We start from the raw sequence: 14,280 nt of genomic DNA, 5'->3' as shown, positions 1-14,280 counted from the left end.
AAAAAAATCGCGGGAGCCAATGGCATCCCGCGATTCGTTCTTAGCACACGAGCATCAGGCCTGAATCGAGCCCTTCAGCTTGTTCATTGCATTCTTTTCCAATTGACGAATGCGCTCGGCCGACACGTTGTACTTGGCCGCCAGGTCATGCAGGGTCGCCTTGTCCTCGTTCAGCCAACGCTGCTGGAGGATGTCCCGGCTGCGCTCGTCCAGACCCTCGAGTGCCGTATGCAGGCTGGAGGTGGAACTGTCGCTCCAGTCGGCATCTTCAAGCTGACGGGCCGGATCGTAGCGATGGTCTTCCAAGTAGTGAGCAGGCGACTGATAGGCGCTGTCGTCGTCGGCATCAGCGGCCGGGTCGAAGGCCATGTCATGACCAGTCAGACGGCTTTCCATCTCGCGCACTTCGTGCGGCTCGACGCCCAGGCTATTGGCCACGGCGGTGACTTCATCGTTGTTCAGCCAGGCCAGACGCTTCTTCTGGCTGCGCAGATTGAAGAACAGTTTGCGCTGCGCCTTGGTCGTCGCGACCTTGACGATGCGCCAGTTACGCAGGATGAACTCGTGAATTTCGGCGCGAATCCAGTGCACGGCGAAGGACACCAGCCGCACACCCATTTCCGGATTGAAACGCTTGACCGCCTTCATCAGGCCGACGTTGCCTTCCTGGATCAGGTCGGCCTGGGCCAGACCGTAGCCGGAATAGCTGCGGGCGATGTGAACGACGAAACGCAGGTGCGCCAGCACCATCTGCCGAGCCGCTTCGAGATCCTGATGATAGAAGAGGCGCCCGGCCAGCTCGCGCTCCTGCTCGACGGTGAGCAGCGGGAGGCTGTTCACGGTCTGCACGTAGGCCTCGAGATTGGCTCCCGGGACTAGCGCTTGAACAGGTTGCAGAGTAGTAGTCATGCAGTACCTCCAATGGCGAAGCTGCAGCAGTTTAGCATTGCTGCATGAGACTGCAAGCCTGTGGAAAAGTTCCCTGACACAACCACTAAGCAACTGTTTTAAAAGGATATTTCACCTGGGAGCCAGTTCACTCAGATGCCTTGCAACTGCCAGCCAGGCGCCGATGTAACCGAGCAGCACCGCGCCGATCACCAGTGATAACGCATCGCCGGCCGGAACGCCTTCCAGACCGAAATTGCTGCCGTAGAGCCCGGCCAGGCTCACCACCGCCTCGTTCAGCCAACCCAGCCCATAGGCCAGCACCAGCCAGGCAATCAACCCCGCGCCCAGGCCGTAGATAGCGCCCATGTAGAGGAACGGGCGACGCACATAGCCATCGGTGCCGCCGACCAGCTTGACCACTTCGATTTCGGTGCGGCGATTCTCGATGTGCAGGCGGATGGTGTTGCCGATCACCAGCAGCAGCGTGGCGATCAGCAACAACGTAAGGCCAAAGACGAAACGGTCGCCGAGCTTGAGGATGGCGGTCAGCCGCTCGACCCAGAGCAGATCAAGCTGCGCCAGCTGCACGCCGGGCAACTCGGCCAGTTGCTGGCGCAGCGCTTCGAGCTTGTCCTTGTCCACCTCTTCTGGCGTCACGATGATCACGCCGGGTAGCGGGTTCTCCGGCAGCTCCTTGAGCGCTTCGCCAAGCCCGGACAGCTGCTGGAATTCATCCAATGCCTGTTCACGGCTGACCCAGTCCGCCGCTGCCACATCGGGCATTGCGGCGATCTCGTCGCGCAAGCGCTCACCGGCACCAGCATCCACGTCCAGCTGCATGAACAGCGAAATCTGCGCCGCGCGCTGCCAGGAGCCGCCGAGCCGCTCGACGTTATCCAGCAGCAACGCCAAGCCCATCGGCAGGCTCAGTGCCACGGCCATCACCAGGCAGGTGAAGAAACTGCCGATCGGCTGCTTGATCAGACGCCCGACGCTGTCGACCAGACTGGCGCGATGACTTTCCAGCCAGGCGTGGAACAGCGTCTTGAAGTCAGGCTCGTCGCCGCGCGGCTGCTCCGGCTTCTTCACCGAACCGCCAACGCGCTCGGCCGTGCTCGGATTGGTCTTGGGATTGCGTTCGCTGCTCATCGGCTGGCCTCCCCGTCGCCGATCAGGCGACCACGTTGCAGGGTCAGCATGCGGTGACGCATCCGCGCGATCAGCGCCAGATCGTGGCTGGCGATCAGCACGGTGGTACCCAGGCGATTGATGTCTTCGAACACGCCCATGATCTCCGCAGCGAGTCGCGGGTCGAGGTTGCCGGTCGGTTCATCGGCGAGCAGCAGGGCCGGCCGGTGCACCACGGCGCGGGCGATGCCGACACGCTGCTGCTGACCGGTGGACAGGTCCGCCGGATACTGCAGCGCCTTGTCCTTGAGGCTGACGCGCTCCAGCGCGGTCATCACCCGCTGGCCAATTTCGCGCTTGTTCAGCCCGAGAATCTGCAACGGCAGGGCGACGTTGTCGAACACGGTGCGATCGAACAGCAGCTGGTGATTCTGGAACACCACGCCGATCTGCCGACGCAGGAAAGGGATCTGCGCATTGGTGATGCGCGACAGGTCCTGCCCGGCCAGCAGCAACTTGCCACTGGTGGGGCGCTCCATCGCCAGCAGCAGGCGCAGCAGTGTGCTCTTGCCGGCGCCGGAGTGGCCAGTGACGAAGAGAAACTCGCCACGGCGCACCTGGAAGGAAAGCTCGTGCAACCCGATGTGGCCGTTGGGGTAGCGTTTGCCGACCTGTTCGAAACGAATCATGCCCCGTCCCGCTCGGCGAACAGTGCCTTGACGAAGGCGTCAGCCTCAAACGTGCGCAGATCATCGATGCCTTCGCCGACACCGATGTAACGAATCGGCGTGCCGAACTGCTTGGCCAGGGCGAAGATCACCCCGCCCTTGGCGGTGCCGTCGAGCTTGGTCAGCACCAGTCCGGTCAACTCGACCGCCTGGTTGAACTGCTTGGTCTGGTTGATGGCGTTCTGGCCAGTGCCGGCGTCGAGCACCAGCAGGACTTCGTGGGGAGCCGATTCGTCGAGCTTGCCCATCACCCGACGGACCTTCTTCAGCTCCTCCATCAGGTTGTCCTTGGTATGCAGGCGGCCCGCGGTATCAGCGATCAGCACGTCGATGCCGCGCGCCTTGGCCGCCTGCACCGCATCGAAGATCACTGAGGCAGAGTCGGCACCCGTGTGCTGGGCGATCACTGGAATGCTATTGCGCTCGCCCCATACCTGCAGCTGCTCCACCGCCGCGGCACGGAAAGTATCGCCGGCGGCGAGCATGACCTTCTTGCCTTCGAGCTGCAGTTTCTTGGCCAGCTTGCCGATCGTGGTGGTCTTGCCGACACCGTTCACCCCGACCACAAGGATCACGTAGGGACGCTTGCCGCTATCGACCACGAGCGGTTGTTCGACAGGCTTGAGCAGGCCGGCGAGTTCTTCCTGCAGAGCCGTATAGAGCGCACCGCTGTCGGCCAGCTCCTTGCGCGAAACGCGGCGGGTGAGGTTCTGCATGATCGCGGTGGTCGCCTCGACGCCGACGTCGGCGGTGAGCAGGCGGGTTTCCAGCTCGTCGAGCAGGTCATCGTCGATGGCCTTCTTGCCGAGAAACAGGCTGGCCATGCCTTCGCCGATGCTCGAGCTGGTCCTGGACAGCCCTTGCTTGAGGCGGGCGAAGAAGCCGAGCTTGGCCGGCGCTTGGGCGGGCACTGCCGCGACAACCGGGGCAGGCCCGACCTCTGGCTCTGGCTCTGGCTCTGGCTCTGGCTCTGGCTCTGGCTCTGGCTCTGGCTCTGGCTCTGGCTCTGGGAGTATTTCGGCTTCAGCAGGCGGTTCGGGCAATAGCTCGGAGGTAGTGACCGCCGGCTGCTCGCTCTCGGCCTCAGCCTGCTCCGCGTGCGGCAGATCGTCTTCCTGCGGCTCGGCGGCAGGCTGCTCGGCCACCGGCTGCTGCGGCTTCTTGCGCAGCCAGCCGAACAGGCCTTTCTTTTCACCGGGCTCGGCCGGCGTCTTCTTGTCGTTGTTGGAACCAAACATGGAGAAGGTATTCTCAAGGGTGCGATACGCCGGCAGCCACGCCGCCGGCCAAACGGGCTCTATCCTAGCACCTCGCAAAGCGGGTGCGCTAAGCACGGGTTCCTCTATCAGGGCCGGTTAAGCAGCGGATATCCCGGCTTTGCCTGATCCGCACGCACCAGTACCATGGCTGCCGTGTTGCCGCCCTGCCAGTCTGCCGTGGCGGACACCAACTGGACGAGTCCCGACTATGCCTCTGATGTTACGCCGCGCCGCCGCCCTGCTGCTCGGAGCGCTTTATCTGCCCCTGCTGGCAGCAGCAGACAGCCAGCCCACCCACGAGTTCTTTCTCGATAACGGGCTGAAAGTGATCGTTCGCGAGGACCATCGCGCCCCCGTGGTGGTGTCACAGCTCTGGTACAAGGTTGGCTCCAGCTACGAGACGGCCGGCCAGACCGGCCTCTCCCACGCCCTCGAGCACATGATGTTCAAGGGCAGCCGCAAGCTCGATGCCGGCGAAGCTTCGCGCATCCTGCGTGAGCTGGGCGCCGAAGAGAACGCCTTCACCAGCGACGACTACACCGCCTATTACCAGGTCCTGGCACGCGACCGCCTGGCCGTGGCCTTCGAGCTCGAAGCCGATCGCCTGGCTAGTCTCAAGCTGCCGCCAGAGGAGTTCGCCCGCGAGATCGAAGTGATCAAGGAAGAACGCCGCCTGCGCACCGACGACAAGCCTAGCTCGCTGGCCTACGAGCGTTTCAAGACCATCGCCTACCCTGCCAGCGGCTACCGCAACCCGACCATCGGTTGGATGGCCGACCTCAACCGCATGCAGGCTGACGAGCTGCGCGCCTGGTACGAGCAGTGGTACGCGCCGAACAACGCCACCCTGGTGGTGGTCGGTGACGTCTCGGTGGACGAGGTCCGCGGCCTCGCCGAGCGCTTCTTCGGCGACATCGAGAAGCGTGAAGTACCGGCAGCCAAGCGCCCGCTGGAACTGGCCGAAGCGGGCGAGCGCCGCCTCAAGCTGCACGTGAAGACCCAGCTGCCGACGCTGTTGATGGCCTTCAATACGCCGAGCCTAGCGACGGAGGAGAACGCTCGCCAGGTGCATGCGCTGCGCTTGATCTCCGCCCTGCTCGACGGCGGCTACAGCGCGCGCCTGCCGGAACGGCTGGAACGCGGTGAGGAGCTGGTGACCAGCGCCTCGGCCTGGTACGACGCCTACGCCCGCGGCGACAGCCTGTTCGTCCTCAGCGCCGCGCCGAACATGCAGAAGGGCCGCACGCTGGAAGAAGTCGAAGCCGGCCTGTGGCAGGAGCTGGAGGCACTCAAGCAGACAGCACCTTCGGCGGACGAACTCGAGCGCGTGCGTGCGCAGGTCATCGCCGGCCTGGTCTACGAGCGCGATTCCATCACCCAGCAGGCCACCACAATCGGCAAGCTGGAAACCGTCGGCCTGTCCTGGCGCCTGATGGACGAAGAGCTGAGCGCGCTGGAAGCGGTCACGCCCGAGGACATTCAGCAGGCGGCCAACACCTACTTCACCCGCTCCCGCCTGAGCGTCGCCCATGTTCTGCCCGAGGAAGCCCGTGATGAGTGATTGCAAAGCGCTGCGCAACGGCCTGCTCGGCCTGCTGCTGGCAGCCGGTTTTGGCCTGGCGGGCTGCGATGAAGGCTCCACCGCTCTGCCACAACCCGGCGAGCCGGTGAAGCAGGACGTAGCCCGCGAGGCCACTCAGCCCGCCGTGCCGACCGAACCCACCGCAACGCCTGAAAAGCCGCGTCTGGAGTCGCTCGCCGAGCTGGGCGATCAACCACTGGCCCGGCGCAAACTGGACATCCAGAGCTGGCAGACCGCCGAAGGTGCCAAGGTGCTGTTCGTCGAGGCTCGCGAGCTGCCGATGTTCGACCTGCGCCTGACCTTTTCCGCCGGCAGCAGCCAGGATGGCGAAGTACCCGGCCTGGCGCTGCTGACCAACGCCATGCTCAACGAGGGTGTCGAGGGCAAGGATGTCAGCGCCATCGCCCGCGGCTTCGAAGGCCTCGGCGCCGACTTCGGCAACGGCTCCTACCGCGACATGGCGGTGGTCAGCCTGCGCAGCCTGAGCGCGCCGGACAAGCGCGAGCCGGCGCTGGCGCTGTTCAACCAGGTCATCGGCCAGCCGACTTTCCCCGAGGACTCGCTGCAACGGATCAAGAACCAGCTGCTCGCCGGCTTCGAATTCCAGAAGCAGAACCCCGGCAAGCTGGCCAGCCTGGAGCTATTCGCGCAGCTCTATGGCGACCACCCCTACGCGCACCCGAGCGAAGGCACGCCAGAGTCGGTGCCCGGGATCAGCGTCGAGCAGCTGCGCGACTTCCACGCCCGCGCCTATGCGGCAGGCAACGCGGTGATCGCGCTGGTCGGCGACCTCTCCCGCGAAGAGGCCGAAGCCCTGGCAGCCGGCGTCTCGGACGCCCTGCCGGAAGGCCCGGCGCTGCCAACGACGCCGACACCCGAGGCTCCGGTTGCCGGCAAGCACCACATCGACTTCCCCTCCAACCAGAGCCACCTGATGCTGGCCCAGCTCGGCATCCATCGTGGCCATCCGGACTATGCGGCGCTCTATCTGGGCAACCAGATCCTCGGCGGTGGCGGTTTCGGTACGCGGCTGATGGAAGAGGTGCGCGAGAAGCGCGGCCTGACCTACGGCATCTATTCCGGCTTCAGTCCGATGCGCGCCGAAGGGCCGTTCATGATCAGCATGCAGACCCGCGCCGAACTCACCGACGGCGCGCTGGAACTGGTGCAGCAGCTGGTCCGCGACTATCTCGCAGAAGGCCCCAGCGAGGCCGAACTGCAGCGCAGCAAGCGCGAGATCGCCGGGAGTTTCCCGCTGTCTACCGCAAGCAATGCCGACATCGTCGGTCAGCTGGGCAGCATCGGCTTCTACGACCTGCCGCTGACCTATCTGGAGGACTTCATGGGCGAAGTGCAGGCGCTGACGGTCGAACAGGTCAAGACCGCGATGAACAAGCATCTGCAGGAAGACGCCTTCGTCATCGTCACCGCCGGCCCCAGCGTCGAACAACAACCGCTGCCGCCGCCCACCGATAAACCAGTCGAACAGCCCAGCGGCGTTCCGGAGCACTGATGGCCAATCCACCCATTCGTCCCAGCGCCCACGGCGGCCAGGGCCAGTTGCGCATCATCGGCGGCGAGTGGCGCTCGCGCCGCTTCAGCTTCCCCGATGCCGAAGGCCTGCGCCCTACGCCTGACCGGGTTCGCGAGACCCTGTTCAACTGGCTGGCACCCTATCTCTCCGGCGCGCGGGTGCTCGATCCGTTCACCGGCAGCGGCGCGATCTATCTGGAAGCCCTGTCGCGCGGCGCCAGCATGGCTCTGGCGCTGGACGTCAACGCCAACGCCATCGCCAGCCTGCGCAAGCATCTGGACACGCTGAACTGCGGCCACGGCCAGCTACTGCAGAGCGATGCCCTGCGCTATCTGGAAACCCAGACGCCGACGCCCTTCGACTTGGTATTCCTCGATCCGCCGTTCAACAAGAACCTGCTGCTGCCGGCCTGCGAATTGCTGGAAAACAAGGGCTGGCTGGCCGAGCACGCCTGGATCTACACCGAAAGCGAGGCACTGCCTTCCAGCCTCGGACTGCCGGGCAACTGGCGCTTGCACCGGGAGAAGCAGGCCGGCAAGGTGCACTACGCGCTGTGGGAGCGCAGCGCGTCAGCCAACGCCGCGCCGAGCTGAGCCGGCGACTTCAGTAGAAGTCGACGGTCTGACCATTGCGATCGAAGGCCAGAAAACGGCCGATATTGCCGGTCTCGATCGCGCCGACCATCATCTTCAGCGGCTGCTCGGCGTCATCGGCGTTCGGTGTGATGCCGCCCTGTCCCGGCAGCGCGGCGGCGAACAGCAGATCCCAGGCCACGCCCGTGCGCTCGGATTCTTCACGCAGCGCGGCGAAGTCGCTCAGCTCCTCGGGCAGCTTGTCGACGCAGAGCACCGGTTTCAGCGAGCCGCCGGCGTTTTCCTCGAAACGTTGGCGCTCGGCGTCGGTGGCATCGTCGGGCAGTTCGGCGCTGACGAAGACAAACAGCAGGCGCTGGGGCTCGCGCTCCTGGCGCGCGGCAGCCAGCAGTTGATCGAAGGGGGTAGGCGTCATGGGCGGGGTTCCAGATAAGGCTATCGCGCCACTCTCCACCCCTCACGCGGCGCTGACCATATCTCCAAAGGCATAAGCCGCCGGGCGGCCAGCATCATTCAACGCCTGCATCGTGCTTTTTCTTCCCGGCGTCGTGGCTCTAACGTCGGGGCAAACCGAGGAACCCGAGCGACCGTGTCCGACACCTTCCAACCCGCCTGGTGGCTTCCTGGGCCGCACCTGCAGACCCTGTGGAACCCGTTCTTTCGCAAGCCGCCGCGCCTCGAGCGCCGGCGTGAGCGACTGTGGCTGCGCGATGGCGATTTCATCGACCTGGACTGGCACGGCCCGCACGAGGCAGATGCGCCGCTGGTGCTGGTGCTGCACGGGCTGACCGGCTCGTCGAACTCGCTTTACGTGCTTGGACTGCAGCAGCAGCTGGCGGCGCGCGGCTGGGCCAGCGTTGCCATCAACTGGCGCGGCTGCTCGGGCGAGCCCAACCTGCTACCGCGCGCCTATCACTCCGGCGCCAGCGATGATCTCGCCGAGGTGATCACCCATCTGCAGGCCTGCAGACCGTTGGCGCCGCTGTATGCGGTGGGTTACTCGTTGGGCGGCAACGTGTTGCTCAAGTACCTGGGCGAAACCGCAGGCGACTGCCCGCTGCGCAAAGCGGTCGCGGTTTCCGTGCCGTTCCGCCTGGACCAGTGCGCCGACCGTATCGGCCTCGGCTTCTCCCGCGTCTACCAGGCGCATTTCATGAAGGCGATGGTCGCCTACGTGAGGGACAAACAGCAGCGCTTCCAGCGCGAGGGCCTGCTGGACCACCTCGGCGCGCTGCAGAGCCTCGGGCCACTGCACGGCATGCGCACCTTCTGGGATTTCGACGGCCGCGTCACCGCACCGCTGCACGGCTACAGCGACGCCCAGGATTACTACCGCCGCGCCTCCAGCCGCTACTACCTGCCGACGATCACGACGCCGACCCTGCTGATCCAAGCCGAGGACGATCCCTTCGTGTTCCGCCACAGCGTGCCGGAACCGGCCGAGCTGTCAGCTACGACCACCCTCGAACTGCATGCCCGCGGCGGGCACGTCGGCTTTATCGAGGGTACGCCATGTCAGCCGCGCTACTACCTGGAGCGGCGGATTCCAGAATGGTTGGCGGAGACACCCTGACCGAGTGCCGGTCAGCCCCCCGGCGCTCGCAGCAGCGGCTCCAGGGCGACGAAATACTGCCGCTGCAACGCGGCAACCGCCTCGCGCGCTTCAGGCGCGACGAAGGCGCTCTCCAGCGCCAGCACCTGATAGATGCCACGGCGCAGCTGGAGCTGATCCAGCTGTCCCGCATCGGCGCCGACCGTGCCGAGGAAACGCACCCAGGACGTGAGGATGATCCAGGCATTCAGCGCCAGCGCTTCTGCCTGGATCTCGTCCATCAGCAAAATGCCGGCTGCAACGAAACCCTGATAGATCGTCCGGGCGTGCTGCAGACAGCGAGCGGCGAATGCCTGATAGCGCTGCGCAAGCTCCACATTGGCATCCAGTAGACCTTCCAGATCCCGATGCAGAAAACGGTAATCCCACATCGCACCCAGCAGCGCTTCGAGGTAAAGCGCTTTGTCCTGAACCTGTATTTCCCGCTCTGGCGGCAGGCGCAGGAACTGGTCGACACGCAATTCGTACTGCCCGAACAGCTCCGCCACGATCGCCTGCTTGTTGGGGAAGTGGTAGTAGAGGTTGCCAGGCGAGATGCCGAGGTGGGCAGCGATGTGGTTGGTCGTGACATTGCGTTCGCCCTGAGCATTGAACAGCTCAAGGCTGGCTTCGATGATGCGGTCACGGGTCTTGGTTCGGGGTGCCATGGGCGGCGGGATCTCGGCGGCGAAGCGAAGGTTGCAACGGTACACGCGGACAGACCGACAGGCACGCTCCGTTGACAGTTTAGAGTAATTACTCTAGAAATCCCCCAGCACATCGCATCAGGAGCCCGCATGTCAGCCGAAATACCGCAAGCGCTGGTCGCCCTGGAGGTCCTTTTCTCCCGCCAGTGTTCGGCATTTACCGCCGCATCGATGCCCTCGGAAGAGGATCGCCTGCGTTGGTTGGAGGCCCTGCGCGACGTGCTGGCCAGTAACAAGCCGGCACTGATCGAAGCAATTGCGGCGGATTTCGGTCATCGCTCGGCCGACGAAACCTTGCTGGCGGAAATCATGCCTAGCCTGCACGGCATCCGTTATGCCAGTCGCCATCTGCGGCGCTGGATGAAACCCTCGCGCCGGCATGTCGGCCTCGCTTTTCAGCCGGCCAGCGCACGGGTGATCTACCAGCCGCTGGGTGTGGTCGGCATCATCGTGCCGTGGAACTACCCGCTATACCTGGCCATCGGGCCGCTGATCGGCGCGCTCGCCGCCGGCAACCGCGTGATGCTGAAGATGAGCGAGTCGACGCCTGCTACCGGCCAGCTGCTCAAGGAGCTGCTGGCGCAGATCTTCCCTGAAGATCATGTCGCGGTTGTGCTGGGCGATGCGCAGGTCGGTCAGGCCTTCGCGCGGCTGCCGTTCGATCATCTGCTGTTCACCGGCTCGACGCACATCGGCCGCGACGTGATGCGCGCCGCAACGGAGAACCTGACGCCAGTGACGCTCGAGCTCGGCGGCAAGTCGCCGGCCATCGTCTCGTCCAGCGTCCCGCTGGCCGATGCGGCCGAACGCATCGCCTTTGGCAAGTGCATGAACGCTGGGCAGACCTGCGTTGCACCGGACTATGTGCTGGTGCCGCGCGAGCGTGTCGAGGGCTTCGTTGCGGCCTACCGTGAGGCGGTACAGCGTCTGTATCCGAGCCTTGCGGACAATCCCGACTACACCGCAATCATCAACGATCGCCAGCTGGCGCGGCTGCAGGACTACCTGGACGATGCCCAGGCCAAGGGCGCGCGAGTCGTACCGCTGTTCGCCGAGGCGCAGCAGCGACGCATGCCGCATTGCCTGCTACTCGAGGTCAACGAGCACATGCGGGTGATGCACGAGGAAATCTTCGGTCCGCTCCTGCCGGTCGTGCCCTACGGCGACCTGGATGAAGCACTGGCGTACGTCAACGCGCGGCCGCGGCCGCTGGCGCTGTACTACTTCGGCTATGACCGCGGCGAACAGCAGCGTGTGCTGGAGCAGACCCACTCCGGCGGCGTGTGCCTGAACGACACCCTGCTGCATGTCGCCCAAGATGATCTGCCCTTCGGCGGCATCGGCCCCTCCGGCATGGGGCACTACCACGGCCACGAAGGCTTCCTCACCTTCAGCAAGGCCAAAGGTGTATTCATCAAGCAGCGCTTCAATGCTGCCCGGCTGATCTACCCGCCCTACGGCAAGTGGTGGCAGAAGCTGATCTACGCTCTATTCATCCGCTGAAGCACAACGTCACGATGCCCGATCCATTCGTCAATCGCCGCCAGTTGCTCAAGATCGGCCTGCTCGGCGGCGCCATCCTGGCCGGTGGCGGCCTGCTCAGCCGGACTTTCAGCGCCTCAGCAGACGGCGCGGCGAGCGGCTTCGCCGTGCTGCGTGACAGCGAACTGCCGATGCTGCGTCGCCTGATTCCACTGCTGCTGGAAGGCTCGGCGCCATCCGAGGTTATGCCGCAAGCCGTGCAGACCACCCTCGTCAGCCTTGACCTGGGCCTGCACCACTTGTCGCCCGCGCTGCTAAGCCAGGTACGCCAGCTGTTCGACGTACTCAGCCTGCCGCTGACCCGAGGCCCGCTGACTGGCATCTGGAGCGGCTGGGACGTAGCTTCCGATGATCAATTACGTGCCTTCCTGCTGCGCTGGCAGAACAGTTCGCTGGCCCTGCTCCGGCAGGGCCACGCCTCGTTGCTGCAGATGATCCTCATGGCCTGGTACGCCAGCCCCGCCTCTTGGGCGCACTGCGGTTACCCAGGACCGCCCAAGGTCTGACCAAGGAGGCCTGCGTGCCCGTTGCCGATCTTTTTGCCGAAGGCCTCGCCCGCGGCTGGACCACCCATGACGGCTCGCGACTGCAGCGCGACCTGACGCTGGAAGCCGACATCGCCATCGTCGGCAGCGGCGCAGGCGGCGCCACCAGCGCGGAAGTGCTGAGTGCCGCGGGCTTCAAGGTGCTGCTGATCGAAGAAGGCCCGCTGCACACCAGCAGCGACTTCGACATGCAGGAAGCCCGCGCCTACCGCTCGCTCTATCAGGAGGCCATCGGCCGCACCAGCAAGGACGGCGCCATCACCATCCTGCAGGGTCGCGCGGTCGGCGGTACCACGCTGGTGAACTGGACCTCGAGCTTTCGCACTCCGTCGCAGACATTGCAGCACTGGGCCAGCGAGCACGGCGTCAGCGGGCTTTCGGCCGAGGCGCTGCAACCCTGGTTCGAACGCATGGAACAGCGCCTCGGCGTCGCGCCCTGGACCGTGCTGCCGAATGCCAACAACGCCGTACTGCAACGCGGCTGCGAACGCCTCGGCCAGCATTGGGCGGTGATCCCGCGCAACGTACGTGGCTGCTGGAACCTCGGCTACTGCGGCATGGGCTGCCCGACCAACGCCAAGCAGTCGATGCTGGTCACCAGCATTCCGGCGCTGCTGGACAAGGGCGGCGCACTGCTCTACCTCGCGCGCGCCGAACGCCTGTTGATGCAGGGCGAGCAGGTCGTCGGCCTGGACTGCCTGGGCATGGACGAACGCTGCGTGGAGCCGAACGGGCGCCGCATCCACGTCGTCGCCAAGCACTACATTCTCGCCGGCGGCGGCATCAACACACCGGCACTGCTGCTGCGCTCGCAGGCGCCCGACCCGCACCAGCGCGTCGGTAAACGCACCTTCCTGCACCTGACCAACTTCTCCGCGGCGCAATTCGACGAGCGCATCGACGCCTTCAGCGGCGCGCCACAATCGATCTATTCCGACCACTTCCAGTGGCGCGACGGGGTTGCCGGGCCGGCCGGCTACAAGCTCGAAGTGCCGCCCGTCCATCCGGCCCTTGCCGCCACATTGCTCGGCGACTTCGGCCCGGAGAATGCGCAGCGCATGGCCAAGCTGCCGCATACCCACGCGATGATCGCCCTGCAACGCGACGGCTTTCATCCGGACAGCGCCGAGGGCACGGTCGAGCTGCGCAGCGACGGCAGCCCGGTGCTCGACTACCGCATGACCGACTACGCCTGGAACGGCATCCGCCGCGCCTTTCTCAGCATGGCCGAGACCCAGTTCGCCGCCGGCGCCCGCGCAGTCCTCCCACTGCATGCCGACGCCCGCTACGTGCGTACGCCCCGCGCCGCCCGCGAGCTGATCGAGGGTCTGGACCTCGCCCTGTACCGCACCCGCCTCGGCAGCGCCCACGTGATGGGCGGTTGCGCCATGGGCGATGACCCACGCCGAGCCGTCACCGACAGCCTCGGCCGGCACCATCAGCTGCCCAACCTGTCGATACATGACGGCTCGCTGTTCCCCACCAGCATCGGCGCCAATCCCCAGCTGTCGATCTACGCGCTGTGCGCCAAACTCGCCACGGAACTGGGTGATCGCCTGCAGAAGTCCTGAGATTGACTGTCATTCACGACAGATCGCGGCATGGCATTCAGGCTTTACGCTGTCGACACCGAGCCGCTACCATCCACACCCCCACGCATGCGTCAGGACGCCGCGATGAATCGAGTGTTGTATCCGGGAACCTTCGATCCCATCACCATGGGCCACGCCGATCTGGTGGAACGCGCTTCGCGCCTGTTCGACGAGGTCATCATCGCCGTGGCGGCCAACCCCAAGAAGAACCCGCTGTTCCCGCTCGAGCAACGTGTGGCGCTGGCTCGCGAAGTCACCAAGCACTTGCCGAACGTGAAGGTCATGGGCTTTTCCACGCTGCTGGCGCACTTCGTCAAGGAGCAGCAGGCCAACATCCTGTTGCGCGGGCTGCGCGCGGTTTCGGACTTCGAGTACGAATTCCAGCTGGCCAACATGAACCGCCAGCTGGCGCCCGATGTGGAAAGCCTGTTCCTCACCCCGTCGGAGAAGTACTCCTATATTTCCTCGACGCTGGTGCGCGAGATTGCCTCGCTCAAGGGTGACGTATCCAAATTCGTCCACCCGGCGGTGATGAGCGCGTTGCACGAGCGCTTCGGCCAGAACTGACGATGCCCGCCGGGCCGCGTC

14 protein-coding genes are annotated in these 14,280 nt (G+C 65.1%); 8 read left to right on the top strand and 6 right to left on the bottom strand.

Annotation, left to right across the window (positions count from 1 at the left end; genetic code table 11):
• Positions 1-54: 54 nt before the first annotated feature.
• The 4 genes from rpoH to ftsY form a co-directional block, all read right to left on the bottom strand.
• Positions 55-909, bottom strand: a complete 855-nt coding sequence (gene rpoH / locus UIB01_RS01270) for an RNA polymerase sigma factor RpoH (protein WP_031298050.1) — start codon at positions 907-909, stop codon at positions 55-57.
• A gap of 111 nt (positions 910-1,020) precedes the next feature.
• Positions 1,021-2,040, bottom strand: a complete 1,020-nt coding sequence (gene ftsX / locus UIB01_RS01265) for a permease-like cell division protein FtsX (RefSeq protein ID WP_038656116.1) — start codon at positions 2,038-2,040, stop codon at positions 1,021-1,023.
• Positions 2,037-2,708: a cell division ATP-binding protein FtsE gene (gene ftsE, locus UIB01_RS01260; RefSeq protein WP_003297174.1), complete on the bottom strand. Its 672-nt coding sequence runs from the start codon at positions 2,706-2,708 to the stop codon at positions 2,037-2,039. The genes ftsX and ftsE overlap by 4 nt, the downstream gene beginning before the upstream one ends.
• On the bottom strand, positions 2,705-3,985 hold the full coding sequence (ftsY, locus tag UIB01_RS01255) for a signal recognition particle-docking protein FtsY (RefSeq protein ID WP_038656112.1): 1,281 nt from the start codon (positions 3,983-3,985) through the stop codon (positions 2,705-2,707). The genes ftsE and ftsY overlap by 4 nt, the downstream gene beginning before the upstream one ends.
• Positions 3,986-4,214: 229 nt before the next feature.
• Between ftsY and UIB01_RS01250 the strand changes: the two genes are divergently transcribed.
• From UIB01_RS01250 to rsmD, 3 genes are read left to right on the top strand one after another with little or no spacing between them, the layout of a single operon-like run.
• A complete protein-coding gene (locus UIB01_RS01250) occupies positions 4,215-5,567 on the top strand; it encodes a M16 family metallopeptidase (RefSeq protein WP_038656110.1) in 1,353 nt (450 codons plus the stop codon).
• Positions 5,560-7,101: a M16 family metallopeptidase gene (locus UIB01_RS01245; protein WP_038656108.1), complete on the top strand. Its 1,542-nt coding sequence runs from the start codon at positions 5,560-5,562 to the stop codon at positions 7,099-7,101. Before UIB01_RS01250 ends, UIB01_RS01245 begins: the two co-directional genes overlap by 8 nt.
• Entirely contained in the window at positions 7,101-7,715 is a 615-nt protein-coding gene (gene rsmD, locus UIB01_RS01240) for a 16S rRNA (guanine(966)-N(2))-methyltransferase RsmD (RefSeq protein WP_038656106.1), read from the top strand. Before UIB01_RS01245 ends, rsmD begins: the two co-directional genes overlap by 1 nt.
• A 10-nt stretch (positions 7,716-7,725) precedes the next feature.
• On the opposite strand, the gene UIB01_RS01235 is transcribed toward rsmD, so the two are convergent.
• A complete protein-coding gene (locus tag UIB01_RS01235; protein WP_038656104.1) occupies positions 7,726-8,130 on the bottom strand; it encodes a hypothetical protein in 405 nt (134 codons plus the stop codon).
• A 174-nt stretch (positions 8,131-8,304) separates the two neighbouring features.
• Here UIB01_RS01235 and UIB01_RS01230 point away from each other — a divergent pair, with 174 nt between their 5' ends.
• Complete coding sequence (locus UIB01_RS01230; protein ID WP_038656102.1) at positions 8,305-9,288, top strand: hydrolase; 984 nt, start codon at positions 8,305-8,307, stop codon at positions 9,286-9,288.
• Between the two features lie 11 nt (positions 9,289-9,299).
• Here UIB01_RS01230 and UIB01_RS01225 read toward each other — a convergent pair whose 3' ends face one another.
• The gene (locus UIB01_RS01225) at positions 9,300-9,974 is read right to left on the bottom strand and encodes a TetR/AcrR family transcriptional regulator (protein WP_038665295.1); all 675 of its coding nucleotides are present in this window, start codon (positions 9,972-9,974) and stop codon (positions 9,300-9,302) included.
• A 129-nt stretch (positions 9,975-10,103) separates the two neighbouring features.
• Here UIB01_RS01225 and UIB01_RS01220 point away from each other — a divergent pair, with 129 nt between their 5' ends.
• The 4 genes from UIB01_RS01220 (at position 10,104) to coaD (ending at position 14,259) form a co-directional block, all read left to right on the top strand.
• On the top strand, positions 10,104-11,516 hold the full coding sequence (locus UIB01_RS01220) for a coniferyl aldehyde dehydrogenase (protein ID WP_038656100.1): 1,413 nt from the start codon (positions 10,104-10,106) through the stop codon (positions 11,514-11,516).
• A gap of 14 nt (positions 11,517-11,530) precedes the next feature.
• Positions 11,531-12,061: a hypothetical protein gene (locus UIB01_RS01215; protein WP_038656098.1), complete on the top strand. Its 531-nt coding sequence runs from the start codon at positions 11,531-11,533 to the stop codon at positions 12,059-12,061.
• A gap of 14 nt (positions 12,062-12,075) precedes the next feature.
• Positions 12,076-13,671, top strand: a complete 1,596-nt coding sequence (locus UIB01_RS01210) for a GMC family oxidoreductase (protein WP_038656096.1) — start codon at positions 12,076-12,078, stop codon at positions 13,669-13,671.
• A 105-nt stretch (positions 13,672-13,776) separates the two neighbouring features.
• Positions 13,777-14,259 (top strand): pantetheine-phosphate adenylyltransferase, encoded by a 483-nt coding sequence (gene coaD / locus UIB01_RS01205; RefSeq protein ID WP_003303199.1) that lies wholly within the window; start codon positions 13,777-13,779, stop codon positions 14,257-14,259.
• Positions 14,260-14,280: the final 21 nt, after the last annotated feature.

Source organism: Stutzerimonas decontaminans, assembly GCF_000661915.1.
GTDB lineage: Bacteria > Pseudomonadota > Gammaproteobacteria > Pseudomonadales > Pseudomonadaceae > Stutzerimonas > Stutzerimonas decontaminans.
The sequence above is the reverse complement of the archived record's forward strand: the minus strand, read 5'-3'. Positions and strand labels throughout refer to the sequence as shown.

Bases quoted from the DNA above. Each gene is read 5' to 3' on its own strand.
- rpoH (WP_031298050.1), bottom strand. From the start codon at position 909: ATGACTACTACTCTGCAACCTGTTCAAGCGCTAGTCCCGGGAGCCAAT.
- ftsX (WP_038656116.1), bottom strand. From the start codon at position 2,040: ATGAGCAGCGAACGCAATCCCAAGACCAATCCGAGCACGGCCGAGCGC.
- ftsE (WP_003297174.1), bottom strand. From the start codon at position 2,708: ATGATTCGTTTCGAACAGGTCGGCAAACGCTACCCCAACGGCCACATC.
- ftsY (WP_038656112.1), bottom strand. From the start codon at position 3,985: ATGTTTGGTTCCAACAACGACAAGAAGACGCCGGCCGAGCCCGGTGAA.
- UIB01_RS01250 (WP_038656110.1), top strand. From the start codon at position 4,215: ATGCCTCTGATGTTACGCCGCGCCGCCGCCCTGCTGCTCGGAGCGCTT.
- UIB01_RS01245 (WP_038656108.1), top strand. From the start codon at position 5,560: ATGAGTGATTGCAAAGCGCTGCGCAACGGCCTGCTCGGCCTGCTGCTG.
- rsmD (WP_038656106.1), top strand. From the start codon at position 7,101: ATGGCCAATCCACCCATTCGTCCCAGCGCCCACGGCGGCCAGGGCCAG.
- UIB01_RS01235 (WP_038656104.1), bottom strand. From the start codon at position 8,130: ATGACGCCTACCCCCTTCGATCAACTGCTGGCTGCCGCGCGCCAGGAG.
- UIB01_RS01225 (WP_038665295.1), bottom strand. From the start codon at position 9,974: ATGGCACCCCGAACCAAGACCCGTGACCGCATCATCGAAGCCAGCCTT.
- UIB01_RS01220 (WP_038656100.1), top strand. From the start codon at position 10,104: ATGTCAGCCGAAATACCGCAAGCGCTGGTCGCCCTGGAGGTCCTTTTC.
- UIB01_RS01215 (WP_038656098.1), top strand. From the start codon at position 11,531: ATGCCCGATCCATTCGTCAATCGCCGCCAGTTGCTCAAGATCGGCCTG.
- coaD (WP_003303199.1), top strand. From the start codon at position 13,777: ATGAATCGAGTGTTGTATCCGGGAACCTTCGATCCCATCACCATGGGC.